At 71.4% G+C, this 12,962-nt stretch carries 10 protein-coding genes; 6 read left to right on the forward strand and 4 right to left on the reverse strand.

What is annotated here, in order from left to right; all coding sequences use genetic code 11:
• Positions 1-187 precede the first annotated feature (187 nt).
• Positions 188-1,756 carry an RNA polymerase sigma factor gene (locus OG444_RS28340; RefSeq protein ID WP_327264825.1) on the forward strand — a complete coding sequence of 523 codons (1,569 nt, stop codon included), beginning with the start codon at positions 188-190 and terminating at the stop codon, positions 1,754-1,756.
• 137 nt (positions 1,757-1,893) lie between these two features.
• Positions 1,894-2,820: a serine protease gene (locus tag OG444_RS28345; RefSeq protein ID WP_327264826.1), complete on the forward strand. Its 927-nt coding sequence runs from the start codon at positions 1,894-1,896 to the stop codon at positions 2,818-2,820.
• Between the two features lie 109 nt (positions 2,821-2,929).
• Here OG444_RS28345 and OG444_RS28350 read toward each other — a convergent pair whose 3' ends face one another.
• Positions 2,930-3,163: a DUF7455 domain-containing protein gene (locus OG444_RS28350; RefSeq protein WP_030016583.1), complete on the reverse strand. Its 234-nt coding sequence runs from the start codon at positions 3,161-3,163 to the stop codon at positions 2,930-2,932.
• Between the two features lie 448 nt (positions 3,164-3,611).
• Between OG444_RS28350 and OG444_RS28355 the strand changes: the two genes are divergently transcribed.
• The 3 genes from OG444_RS28355 to OG444_RS28365 all read left to right on the forward strand — a co-directional run bounded on the left by OG444_RS28355 (position 3,612) and on the right by OG444_RS28365 (position 7,984).
• Positions 3,612-5,732 (forward strand): DNA gyrase/topoisomerase IV subunit B, encoded by a 2,121-nt coding sequence (locus OG444_RS28355; RefSeq protein ID WP_327264827.1) that lies wholly within the window; start codon positions 3,612-3,614, stop codon positions 5,730-5,732.
• 174 nt (positions 5,733-5,906) lie between these two features.
• Positions 5,907-6,395, forward strand: a complete 489-nt coding sequence (locus OG444_RS28360; protein ID WP_327264828.1) for a DUF485 domain-containing protein — start codon at positions 5,907-5,909, stop codon at positions 6,393-6,395.
• Entirely contained in the window at positions 6,392-7,984 is a 1,593-nt protein-coding gene (locus OG444_RS28365; RefSeq protein WP_327264829.1) for a solute symporter family protein, read from the forward strand. Before OG444_RS28360 ends, OG444_RS28365 begins: the two co-directional genes overlap by 4 nt.
• A gap of 35 nt (positions 7,985-8,019) precedes the next feature.
• Here the strand turns inward: OG444_RS28365 and OG444_RS28370 are convergent, their stop codons facing one another.
• The 3 genes from OG444_RS28370 to OG444_RS28380 form a co-directional block, all read right to left on the reverse strand.
• Positions 8,020-8,730 carry a response regulator gene (locus OG444_RS28370; RefSeq protein ID WP_327264830.1) on the reverse strand — a complete coding sequence of 237 codons (711 nt, stop codon included), beginning with the start codon at positions 8,728-8,730 and terminating at the stop codon, positions 8,020-8,022.
• Positions 8,727-10,328, reverse strand: coding sequence for a sensor histidine kinase (locus OG444_RS28375; protein ID WP_327264831.1), 1,602 nt, complete (start codon positions 10,326-10,328; stop codon positions 8,727-8,729). The genes OG444_RS28370 and OG444_RS28375 overlap by 4 nt, the downstream gene beginning before the upstream one ends.
• Before the next feature lie 143 nt (positions 10,329-10,471).
• Positions 10,472-11,725 carry a citrate synthase gene (locus tag OG444_RS28380; RefSeq protein WP_327264832.1) on the reverse strand — a complete coding sequence of 418 codons (1,254 nt, stop codon included), beginning with the start codon at positions 11,723-11,725 and terminating at the stop codon, positions 10,472-10,474.
• A 65-nt stretch (positions 11,726-11,790) separates the two neighbouring features.
• On the opposite strand from OG444_RS28380, the gene OG444_RS28385 reads away from it, so the two are divergent.
• Positions 11,791-12,957, forward strand: a complete 1,167-nt coding sequence (locus OG444_RS28385) for a citrate synthase (protein WP_327264833.1) — start codon at positions 11,791-11,793, stop codon at positions 12,955-12,957.
• The last annotated feature ends 5 nt before the right edge of the window (positions 12,958-12,962 follow it).

Below are 12,962 nucleotides of genomic sequence, written 5' to 3' on the forward strand. Positions count from 1 at the left end.
CGAGGTCACGCGATGACTTAAGAGGTGATGGCCGACGGAGGGAAGACAGCAGCCCTTGGGGGTGCTGTGCAGCTCCCCGGCCCCTGCCCGCGCCGCCGGCCCATCCCCGGTCGGAGGTCGTCGGCTCCGGTCCAGCACCACCAGGCCCGGGGTCGGAAGCCGTTCCCATCGTTCCGAGAGGTTGTTCGTGTCGGCCAGCACATCCCGTACGCTCCCGCCGGAGATCGCCGATTCCGAGTCTGTGATGGCGCTCATCGAGCGGGGCAAGGCCGAGGGGCAGATCGCCGGCGATGACGTGCGTCGGGCCTTCGAGGCTGACCAGATTCCTGCGACCCAGTGGAAGAATGTTCTGCGCAGCCTCAACCAGATCCTCGAGGAAGAGGGTGTGACGCTGATGGTCAGTGCCGCGGAGTCGCCCAAGCGCGCCCCCCGCAAGAGCGTCGCAGCCAAGAGCCCGGCCAAGCGGACGGCCACCGAGACCGTCAAGAAGACGGCGGCCAGGACGACGGCAGCGCAGCCCGCGGCCACTCCCGTCCCGGCGGACGCGGAGATCGTGGAAGCCCTCGCGGGAGAGCCCGGAACGGAGCCCGCCGCCAAGAAGACGACGGCGAAGAAGACGGCGGCCAAGAAGGCCGCTCCCGCCAAGAAGACCGCCGCCAAGAAGACGACGGCGAAGAAGACCGCCTCCAAGAAGGACGCGGACGACGGCGACGACGAGACCACGGACGAGGGCCCCGACGCCGCAAAGGCCGAGACCGAGGAAGAGGAGGAGGGCGGGGAGAACAAGGGCTTCGTCATCTCCGACGACGAGGACGACGCCCCCGCCCAGCAGGTCGTGGTCGCCGGCGCCACCGCCGACCCGGTCAAGGACTACCTCAAGCAGATCGGCAAGGTCCCCCTCCTCAACGCCGAGCAGGAGGTGGAGCTCGCCAAGCGCATCGAGGCGGGCCTGTTCGCCGAGGACAAGCTGGCGAACTCCGACAAGCTGGCGCCCAAGCTCAAGCGCGAGCTGGAGATCATCGCCGAGGACGGCCGCCGCGCGAAGAACCACCTGCTGGAGGCCAACCTCCGCCTCGTGGTCTCCCTCGCCAAGCGCTACACCGGCCGCGGCATGCTCTTCCTGGACCTGATCCAGGAGGGCAACCTCGGTCTGATCCGCGCGGTCGAGAAGTTCGACTACACCAAGGGCTACAAGTTCTCGACCTATGCCACGTGGTGGATCCGCCAGGCGATCACGCGCGCCATGGCCGACCAGGCCCGCACCATCCGCATCCCGGTGCACATGGTCGAGGTCATCAACAAGCTCGCCCGCGTGCAGCGCCAGATGCTCCAGGACCTGGGCCGTGAGCCCACCCCGGAGGAGCTGGCCAAGGAACTCGACATGACCCCCGAGAAGGTCATCGAGGTCCAGAAGTACGGCCGCGAGCCGATCTCCCTGCACACCCCCCTCGGCGAGGACGGCGACAGCGAGTTCGGTGACCTCATCGAGGACTCCGAGGCCGTCGTCCCGGCCGATGCCGTGAGCTTCACGCTGCTGCAGGAACAGCTGCACTCGGTGCTCGACACCCTGAGCGAGCGCGAGGCGGGCGTGGTCTCGATGCGCTTCGGCCTCACGGACGGCCAGCCCAAGACCCTCGACGAGATCGGCAAGGTCTACGGGGTCACGCGCGAGCGGATCCGCCAGATCGAGTCGAAGACGATGTCGAAGCTCCGGCACCCCTCCCGCTCCCAGGTGCTGCGCGACTACCTGGACTGACCGGGCGGCTTCCGACGGCGCCCGGCGCCGTCGGAAGCCCACGGAGCCGACGGGGCGACGGTGACCGCGCGGGTGCGCTCGGCCACCGGGCATCCCACTCTGGGTGGAGTCATGCACACTCGGAGTCAGGAGGCCTCATGCGTCGTCCCTTTGCCCGTGCTCTGGCGGGAGCGCTGACCCTGGCGGCGGGAGCGGCCGCTGCGCCGCTCGCCCAGATGCCGCAGGCGGCCGCGGACAGCGTGGTGATCGGCGGGAAGCCGGTGAAGGTCGCAGACAGCCCGTGGGTCGTCGCCCTGGCCAGCCGTGACCGGTTCGGGGGTACGCGGGGCGGGCAGTTCTGCGGAGGGGTCGTCGTGGCCCCGACCAGGGTGCTGACGGCGGCGCACTGCCTGGGCAGCCAGGTGCTGGGCGGCCCGGTGGAGTCCGTGGCCGACTTCCGGGTGATCGCCGGGCGTACGGAGCTCCGGGCGGCCGACGGCCGGGAGGTCGCGGTGCGCGGGGCACGGGTGAACCCGGCCTACGACCCGGCGAGCAATGCCGGGGACCTCGCCGTGCTGGAGCTGGCCGAGCCCCTTCCGGCGCACCACGTGCTGCCCATGGCGGGGGCCGGGCATCCCGCCTACGGGGCGGGGACCGAGGCGGCCGTGTACGGATGGGGCGACACGAGCGGCTTCGGTGACTACGCGTACGCGCTCCGTGCCGCGGGGGTGACGGTGCTGGCGGACGAGGTCTGCGCGCGCGCCTACCCCGGGGACGCGGACGGCCAGTACCGCGCGGAGTCCATGGTGTGTGCGGGGGACAGCGGTGGCGGCAGGGACGCCTGCCAGGGCGACAGCGGCGGGCCGCTGGTGGCGCAGGGGCGGCTCATCGGGCTGGTCTCGTGGGGCCGGGGCTGCGGGCGCGCCGACAGCCCCGGGGTCTACACGCGTATCGCCCCGTTGGTCGACTTCGTGCTCGCCCCGGAGACGGCCGCGCAGGCCGCGAAGGTCCAGGACATCCGATGGGACGCCCGCAGGGGCTCCCAGCCGCACGCAGGGCCCGTACAGGGGCATCCCACGTCGTAGGTGCAGGTCGCGGACGTGAGGACGGGCGGCACCCCTGGGTCTCAGGGGTGCCGCCCGTCGACCGGCCTAGCCGGTCCTGGCTCGTCGGATGCGAGGTGCAGGCCTTGTGTCAGCGGTCCTCGGGTTCGGCATTGGCAGCCGGAGCGGACGTGAGCCGCTCGGTCTCATCCTGTATTTCCGCGGCGATCTTCTTGAGTTCCGGCTCGAACTTGCGACCGTGGTGGGCGCAGAAGAGCAGTTCACCGCCGCTCAGCAGGACGACGCGCAGATATGCCTGGGCGCCGCAACGGTCGCATCGGTCAGCGGCCGTCAGCGGGGTCGCGGGTGTCAGAACAGTAGTCACGTCGCCTCTTCTCTAGCTCGACGAGCTGTCGTACCAGGGTCAACATCCAACCAGGCCGAAAACGTTCCCGCTCGCGGCTTTTCCTCGAAACTTCCTTCCGAAGCTGGCCGGCTGTTGCCGGTTGGCGGCGAAGGAGCCGTATTGCGTTGCTTTACGGTTTCGCGTTGTCAGTCGTGCGCTTCTTGCAGTTCCATCCTCCCCCGGCGAGAGTGCCAGGTTGTTCATGAGGACGTGCCCGAACCCTAAATGGTTCATGCGCGGAAGGGAACGTGATGTTTCCTTCACCCGCCCGGGGGATCGAACACCCGTGCGGATCTGGACTAGGCTGTGGAATGCGCGAGGGTGGCGTTGCATCGGCTCTACCTGGCCTCGGTACCCTTCGAGCGGCACCCGAGCCACCCCTGCGCCCCACCGGGCCAGAAAAAGAATTCAGCGAGGAGCGAACTGCGTGACCGCCGACACGTCCGTGCCTTCCAGCGCGCTGCTGTCCGGAGCAGACCGGGACGGTTCCAACTACACCGCGCGGCACCTGCTCGTCCTCGAAGGGCTGGAGGCCGTCCGCAAGCGTCCCGGCATGTATATCGGCTCGACCGACAGCCGGGGCCTCATGCACTGCCTCTGGGAGATCATCGACAATTCCGTCGACGAGGCCCTGGGCGGCTACTGCGACCACATCGAGGTGATCCTCCACGAGGACTCCTCCGTCGAGGTCCGGGACAACGGCCGCGGCATCCCCGTGGACGTCGAGCCCAAGACCGGTCTGTCCGGCATCGAAGTCGTCATGACCAAGCTGCACGCCGGCGGCAAGTTCGGCGGCGGCTCGTACGCGGCCTCCGGCGGCCTGCACGGCGTCGGTGCCTCCGTGGTCAACGCCCTCTCCGCCCGTCTCGACGTGGAGGTCGACCGCAACAGCGCGACCCACGCCATCAGCTTCCGCCGCGGCGTCCCGGGGATGTTCACCGAGCAGGGCCCCGACAGCCCCTTCGACCCCGCCAACGGCCTCCGCAAGGTCAAGCGGGTCGCCAAGGGCCGCACCGGCACCCGGGTCCGCTACTGGGCCGACCGCCAGATCTTCCTCAAGGACGCCCGGCTCAACCTGGAGACGCTCTACCAGCGCGCCCGCCAGACCGCCTTCCTCGTCCCCGGCCTGACCCTGGTCGTCCGCGACGAGCGCGGCATCGACGGGGCCGGCAAGACCGAGGAGACCTTCCGCTTCGACGGCGGCATCAGCGAATTCTGCGAGTACCTCGCCCAGGACAAGGCGGTCTGCGACGTCCTGCGCCTGACCGGTACGGGCACCTTCAAGGAGACCGTCCCGGTCCTCGACGACCGCGGCCACATGACCCCCACCGAGGTCACCCGCGAGCTCGGCGTGGACATCGCCCTGCGCTGGGGCACGGGGTACGAGACCAACGTCAAGTCCTTCGTGAACATCATCGCCACCCCCAAGGGCGGCACCCACGTCTCCGGCTTCGAGCGCTCGGTCGCCAAGACAGTGAACGAGGTGCTGCGCTCGGCCAAGCTCCTGCGCGTCGCCGAGGACGACGTGGTCAAGGACGACGCGATGGAGGGCATGACCGCCGTCGTCACCGTCCGGCTCGCCGAACCCCAGTTCGAGGGTCAGACCAAGGAGGTGCTCGGCACCTCCGCGGCCACCCGCATCGTCGCCGCCGTGGTCGCCAAGGAGCTCAAGGCCTTCCTGACCTCCGCCAAGCGCGACGACAAGCAGCAGGCCCGCGCCGTGATGGAGAAGATCGTCGCGGCCGCCAGGACCCGGATCGCGGCCCGTCAGCACAAGGAGGCGCAGCGTCGCAAGACCGCGCTGGAGACCTCCTCGCTCCCCGCCAAGCTGGCCGACTGCCGCAGCGACGACGTGGACCGCAGCGAGCTCTTCATCGTCGAGGGCGACTCCGCCCTCGGCACCGCGAAGCTCGCGCGGAACTCGGAATTCCAGGCGCTCCTGCCCATCCGCGGAAAGATCCTCAACGTCCAGAAGTCCTCGATCTCGGACATGCTGAAGAACGCCGAGTGCGGGGCGATCATCCAGGTCATAGGGGCCGGCTCGGGCCGGACCTTCGACCTCGACGCCGCCCGGTACGGCAAGATCGTGCTGCTCGTCGACGCCGACGTCGACGGCGCGCACATCCGCTGCCTGCTGCTCACGCTCTTCCAGCGGTACATGCGGCCGATGGTCGAGGCGGGCCGGGTCTTCGCGGCCGTACCGCCGCTGCACCGGATCGAGCTGGTCCAGCCGAAGAAGGGCCAGGACAAGTACGTCTACACGTACTCGGACAACGAGCTGCGCCAGACCCTGCTGGAGTACCAGCGCAAGAACATCCGGTACAAGGACTCGATCCAGCGCTACAAGGGCCTCGGCGAGATGGACGCGGACCAGCTGGCGGAGACCACCATGGACCCCCGCTTCCGCACCCTGCGCCGGATCAACATCGGCGACCTGGACTCGGCCGAGCAGGTCTTCGACCTGCTCATGGGCAATGAGGTGGCGCCCCGCAAGGAGTTCATCACGAGCTCCGCGGCGACCCTGGACCGCTCACGCATCGACGCCTGACCCGGGTGCCGCCGGAGTCCCGCGGCCACCGGCACCGAACGAGCCACGGCATACCGGCGCTCGTCACTCCATCACCTGTTGGAGTGAAGAGCGCCGGTACACCAGTCCGGAAAGCGGCATTCCGCACATCCTTGTGAGCACGCGGCCAATGCGGCAGCGGACAAGGAGAGTTCGGTGGACAAGCACGAAGGTCGTGATACCGGAACGATCCGGCTGGACGACCCCTGGTACGACGCACTCGCCGTCGGGTGGGGCGAGGGTGAGGAAACGTCCCAGCCGGCCCCGGTCCCCGGTGGCGGATGCCCCGCGCCGGGCGCATCCGACATCTACCTCGAAGTGCAGCGCAGTGCCGCCTTCCAGGAGGTCCGCACCCGCTACCGCAGGTTCGTCGTCCCCGCCACCGCCGGGTTCTTCCTCTGGTACGTCGCCTACGTCGTCGCCGCCACCACCGCGCCCGGCCTGATGGCGCGGCCCGTGGTGGGCGCGGTCAACGTGGCCATGCTGGCGGGGCTCGGCCAGTTCCTCAGCACCTTCCTGCTGACCTGGGCGTACGCCCGGCACGCGCGGCTGCGCAGGGACCGGGCCGCGCTCGACCTGCGCTGGACCGTCTTCGAACAGGAACGCGGCCAGGAGCGGACCCGGGCGAGGAGGGCGGGCCGGTGACCACCGAGCACCAGACCCTCGCGCTGATCCTGTTCAGCGTCTTCATCGCGGTGACCCTCGGCATCACCACCTGGGTCAGCCGCAACCGGCACGGGTCGGCCGAGGAGTTCTACGCGGGCGGGCGGTTGTTCTCCCCCATGGAGAACGGTTTCGCCATCGCGGGCGACTACATGTCCGCCGCCTCCTTCCTCGGCATCTCCGGCCTGATCGCCCTCTTCGGCTACGACGGCCTGCTCTACTCGGTGGGCTTCCTCGTGGCCTGGCTCGTCGTGCTGTTCCTCGTCGCCGAACTCGTCCGCAACTGCGGGCGCTTCACCCTCGCCGACGTGGTCGCCGCCCGGATGAGCGAGCGTCCGGTGCGGATCGCCGCCGGCACCTCCTCGGTCGTCGTGTCCGTGCTCTACCTCATCGCGCAGATGGTCGGTGCCGGCAGTCTGGTCGGCCTGCTGCTGGGGAACTCCAGCGCCGTTGCCCGGACCCTCACCGTGGTCGGGGTGGGTGCGCTGATGGTGGTCTACGTGTCCTTCGGCGGGATGCGCGCCACCACCTGGATCCAGATCGTGAAGGCCGTGCTGCTGATGGGCGGGGCGATCACGCTGACCGTGCTCGTGCTGCTGCGCTTCCACGGGAACTTCGACCAGCTGCTCACCAGCGCCGCCGACCGCAGCGGGCACGGCCGGGCGTTCCTCGGCCCCGGACTCAAGTACGGCGGGGACTGGACCGCCCGCGTCGACTTCATGAGCCTCGGTCTCGCGCTGGTCCTCGGGACCGCAGGGCTGCCGCACATCCTGTCGCGCTTCTACACCGTGCCCACCGCGCGCTCGGCCCGACGCTCGGTGGTGTGGGCGATCGCGCTGATCGGCGGCTTCTACCTGATGACCATCGTGCTCGGCTTCGGGGCGGCCGCCCTGGTGGGGCCGGACGCCGTACGGGCCTCCAACGCCTCCGGGAACACGGCAGTTCCGCTGCTGGCGGCCTTCCTCGGCGGGGGCGCGGGTTCCACCGGGGGCGCGGTGCTCTTCGCCTTCGTGGCCGCCATCGCCTTCGCCACCATCCTGGCCGTGGTGGCCGGCATCACCCTGGCCTCCTCGGCCTCCGTGGCCCACGACCTGTACGCCTCCCTCAAGCGCCGGCACGCGAAGCAGCGCAGCGAGGTCGCGGTGGCCCGGGTCGCCGCCGTCGGCATCGGGGCCGTCGCGATCGCCCTCGGACTGCTCGCCCAGAACCTGAACGTGGCGTTCCTGGTGGGCCTGGCCTTCGCGGTGGCGGCCTCGGCCAACCTTCCGGTGCTGCTGTACTCGCTCTTCTGGCGCGGCTTCACCACCCGCGGAGCCGTGTGGTCGGTGTACGGCGGGCTGATCCCGGCGGTGCTTCTCGTGCTGGTCTCGCCGGTGGTGTCGGGCAGCGCGGAGTCGCTCTTCCCCGGGGTGGACTTCCAGTACTTCCCGCTCCAGAACCCGGGGATCGTCTCGATCCCGCTGGGCTTCCTGGCGGGCTGGCTGGGCACGGTCACCTCGGGCGAGGAACCGGACGAGGCCAAGCACGCGGAGACGGAGGTCCGCTCCCTGACCGGCGCCGGAGCGGTCTGAGCGGCCGACGCCCGGCTCCTGGCTCACGGCTCCCGTCAGGCAGGTCCCTCCGACGGGAGCCAGGTGTAACGGTGCTCCGGGCGGCCGGTCTCGCCGTAGCGCAGGGCGAGGCTGACCCTGGCGGTGCGTTCGAGGAGCTTCACGTAGCGCTGGGCGGTCTGGCGGCTGATGCCCGCCCGGTCGGCGATCTGCTGGGTGGACAGGGGGCCCTCCGCGCTGCGCAGGACCTGGCGGACCAGCTCCGCGGTGGTGGGGGAGTGGCCCTTGGGGAGCTCGTTCGTGGATCCCGCGGCGGCGAGGGTGCCGAAGATCCGGTCCACCTCGGCCTGTTCGGCCTCACCGCCCGTGTCCAGGGTGCGGCGCAGGGCCCCGTACGCCTCCAGTCGCGTGCGCAGCCCGGCGAAGGTGAACGGTTTGACGAGGTACTGCAGGGCGCCGAGGCGCATGGCGGACTGCACGGTGGCGAGGCCACGGGCTGCGGTGACCATGATCACATCGGTGTGGTGGCCGAGCTCGCGCAGGCGGCGGACCAGGTCCAGGCCGTTCTCGTCGGGGAGGTAGTGGTCCAGCAGGACGAGGTCCACAGGATGCGCGGTGAGGAACTGCAGTGCCTCGGCGGCGGAATGTGCCTGCGCCGTCACCCGGAAACCGGGAACCTTCGCCACGTACGCCGCGTTGATCCGGGCAACACGTACATCGTCGTCGACGACCAGTACGGCATGAACCCTGCTCGGGGTCTCGTTCATCGCAGGGCCTCCGGGAGTACGACGGAGAACTCCGCCCCTCCGTCCGCTGCTTCACCGGCCCGGGCGCTGCCGCCCTGCCGCTCCGCGAGGCGGCGGACGAGGGCGAGACCCAGCCCGCGTTCGCGGTGGGCCCGGGGCTGCTTGGTGGACCAGCCCTCCGTGAAGATCTCTTCGCGACGCGCGGTGGGCACCCCGGGGCCGTTGTCGCGCACCATCAGCACGGCGGTACGGCCTTCGGCGCGCAGCTCCACCTCGACCAGGGGCGCCGGCGAACCGGCGGCCGCGTCCAGGGCGTTGTCCACCAGGTTGCCGAGGATGGTGACGAGGCCGCCCGGGTCCACCAGACGGTCGGGGAGCAGCGTGGTCCCGGCCAGGCGCAGCGGGACGCCGCGTTCGGCGGCGACGGTCGCCTTGCCCACCAGAAGGGCGGCCAGCAGGGGGTCGTGGACCTTCTCGGTCACCTGCTCGGCCGTCGTGCGGTGCACCCCGGCGACCTCGGTGACGAACTCCACCGCCTCCTCGTGCAGGCCCAGCTCCAGCAGGCCGAGGAGGGTGTGGAGGCGGTTGGCGTGCTCGTGGTCCTGGGCGCGCAGGGCGTCGATCAGGCCCCGGGTGGAGTCGAGCTCGCGGCCCAGGCGCTCCAGCTCGGTGCGGTCGCGCAGGGTGGCGACCGCACCGCCGTCCTCGGTGGGCATGCGGTTGGCCACCAGGACCCGGGGGCCCTGGACGGTGAGCAGGTCCCGGCCGGTGACGCGGCCCGACAGGACGTCCGCGGTGCGGCCCGCACCGAGTACCTCGTCCAGTGGACGCCCGGCGAAGCCGCCGGCGGCGTCCGGGGCGAGGCCCAGCAGACGGGCGGCCTCGTCGTTGACCAGCCGGACGCGGCCGTCGGGGGCGAGGGCGATCACGCCCTCGCGGATGGAGTGCAGCATCGCCTCGCGCTCGGCGAGCAGGCCCGCGATGTCGGAGAACGCCAGATCGCGGGTCTGGCGCTGGATCCTGCGGGAGAGCAGGTAGGCGGCGAGGGCACCCGCCGCCAGTGCGCCGCCCGCGTAGGCGAGCAGGCCGGGGATCGCGCCGAGCAGCCGTTCGCGGACGCTGTCGTAGGCGATGCCGACCGAGACGGCGCCGACGATCTCGCCGTCGGCCGCGAGGAGCGGGACCTTGCCGCGGGCGGAGCGGCCCAGGGTGCCCTCGTCGATCTCCATGACCTCGCGTCCCGCCAGGGCGTCGCTCGGATCGGTGGAGACGGGCAGCCCTATCCGGTCGGCGCTGGGGTGCGAGCGGCGGATGCCGTCGAGGTCGAGCACGACGACGTACTGGGCGCCGGTGGCCCGGCGGATCCGTTCGGCGGAGGACTGTACGGGGCTGTCGGCCGAGGCCCCGGAGTCCAGGAGCCCGGCGGCCAGTGAGGGGTCGGCCGCGGCGCTCTGCGCGATGGCCAGGGCGCGCCGCATGGCCTGGTCGTCGAGCTGGGCGCTCAGCGGCGCCAGGAACAATCCCGTCGCCAGTGCGACGACCCCGGCGGCGATGGCCAGCTGGGTCAGCAGGATCTGGGAGACGGCCCGTCTGGGCAGCCCGAGGCGCCGAGCGCTCATGAGGGGGAACCGCATGGGCAGCAACGGTAGGTCGGCCCCGGCGGGAGCGGAATGCTCTCGCCCTGCTTGTCGGGTTCCCCACTCCCGCCCTGCCCGGACCGTGTTCCGCCCCTCACCGGGGGTGAAGCGGGCGTCCGGATCCGTCACTGCACAGGCGTGGGTGCGGGCATCGGCTGTGGCGGGCGGGGTCCGTGGTACTGCCCGCTCGGTCGCATCCGCAGCGGCCGTTCCTGGTACTCCTCCAGGGCGTGAGCCATCCAGCCCGCCGTCCGAGCCACCGCGAAGACCGTCTCCCCGGCCTCCGCCGGCATTCCGCACGAGACCGTCAGCACGGCCAGCGCAAGATCCACATTGGCGTGCAGTCCGCCCTGCCGGGCCATCACCGAAGCCACCTCGCGCGCCGCGCCCAGTGCCGGACCGGCCTGCTCCAGCCCTTCCAGCCGGGCGAAGAGGGCCCGCGCCCGCGGGTCCTCGCCGCGGTACAGCCGGTGGCCGAGCCCCGGGACGCGGCGCCCCGCCCGCAGGTACTCGGCCACCACCGGCGCGGCCCCGCCCTGCTCCAGCACCTCCACCAGCATCCGGTGCGCGAGCCGTCCGGCCGCACCGTGCAGCGGGCCCTCCAGGGCGCCGAGCCCGGCGGACACCGCCGCGTACGGATGGGCGCGGGCCGACGCGGCCACCCGGACGGCCAGGGTCGAGGCCGCCAGGTCGTGGTCGACCAGCAGCGCCAGCGCCAGGTCCAGCACGGCCAGCGCGTCCGGGTCCGGCTCCCGCGCCGTCAGCCGGAACCACAACTGCCGGGCGATCCGGCCGTCCCCGGCCCAGCGGTCCGGGCCCGCGGTGGGCAACGCGCCGACCAGCGTGGGAATCAGGGCGCGCGCGGAGCCCAGTACCGCCTCCTCGGACAGGTCGAAGCGCAGCGGGTCCGCCACGGCAGCGGCGGCGACCGCCACCCGCAGCCGGTCGAGGGGGCCGCCGTGTTCCGGGAGCGCGGCGACCGCCCGCCGGGCCGCCGCCAGGGCCTGCGCGGGAGCGGTGAAGCGGGCCCCGGGGGTGAAGGTGCCCGTCCAGAGCCACTCGGCGACCTCCTCGTAGCGGTACCGGGAGGCCAGGTCCACGGCGTCCACGCCACGGAAGTAGTACCCGTCGGGCTCGATGAGGGTGAGCGCGGTGCGGACGGTGAGTTCCCCGGTGGGAGCCGCGGCCTCGCGCCTGCTCCGGCGGGCCAGCGCCTCCACCTCCGCGGCATCGAAACTGCTGCCCCGCCCGGCCGTGTCGCGGCGGCTGGTCAGCTGGCCACGGCTCACGTACGCGTACACCGTCGCCGGTTTCACGCCGAGTGCGCGGGCCGCCTCCTGTGTGCTGAGCCTGTGCCCGCCGTCCGTCTGCTCGCTCATGACACATACCCTACAGATGGATAGTTATATTGATTCAATCAATATTGACAGCGATTGAATCCATCATGGATGGTCGATCCATGGACACCACCTTGGAAGTACCCCGCGGTCTCGCGGGAGTCGTGGTCACCGAAACCGGGCTGGGCGACGTCCGGGGCCGGGAGGGCTTCTACCACTACCGCCAGTACTCGGCCGTCGAGCTCGCCGCCGGCCGCAGCTTCGAAGACGTCTGGCACCTGATGTTCCGCGGCACGCTCCCGGCGGACGCCGCCGAACGCGCCGCCTTCGCGGCCGGCATCGCACCCCTGCGCCATCTGCCCGAGGAAGTGCGCAACGCCCTGCCGGACCTGGCCCGGGCCACGCGGCTCTCCGGCCCCCTCGCCGGGCTGCGCACCGCGCTCTCGCTGCTCGGGGCCTCGGCGGGCTTCCGCCCCGTCTACGACCTCGACCCCGGCCGCCGGGCCGCCGACGCGCTGGCCGCCTGCGCCGCAGTACCCACCCTGCTGACCGCTCTGCACCGGCTGGGGCAGGGCCTGGAGCCGGTGGAGCCGCGCGACGACCTGCCGTACGCCGCCAACTACCTCTACATGCTGACCGGCCGGGAACCCGATGCGGCCCGGGCCAGGGCGGTCGAGCAGTACCTGATCTCCACCGTCGACCACGGCTTCAACGCCTCGACGTTCACCGCCCGTGTGATCGCCTCCACCGGAGCCGACGTCGTGGCCGCTCTGACCGGTGCGATCGGCGCGCTCTCCGGCCCCCTGCACGGCGGCGCCCCCAGCCGGGCCCTGGACACCCTCGACGCCATCGGGACGGTCGACCGGATCGGGCCGTGGATCCGCGAGAGGGTCCTGGCGGGCGAGAGGATCATGGGCTTCGGTCACCCCGTCTACCGGACCGAGGACCCCCGCTCACGCATGCTGCGCGAGATAGCCCTCCAGTTCGGCGGCCCCCTCGTGGACTTCGCCGTCGAGGTCGAGCGCCAGGTCGAGGAGATCCTCGCCGAACTGAAGCCGGGCCGGGAACTGCACACCAACGTGGAGTTCTACGCGGGCGTGGTCATGGAGCTGTGCGAACTCCCGCGCGAGATGTTCACCCCCACCTTCTGCGCGGCCCGCGTGGTCGGCTGGAGTGCGAACATCCTCGAACAGGCCTCCGATTCGAAGATCATCCGACCGGCCGCCCGGTACACCGGCCCCACCCCGCCCCAGCCGGTGCCGCCCCTGCGCTGACGGAG

The organism is Streptomyces sp. NBC_01232, from assembly GCF_035989885.1.
GTDB lineage: Bacteria > Actinomycetota > Actinomycetes > Streptomycetales > Streptomycetaceae > Streptomyces.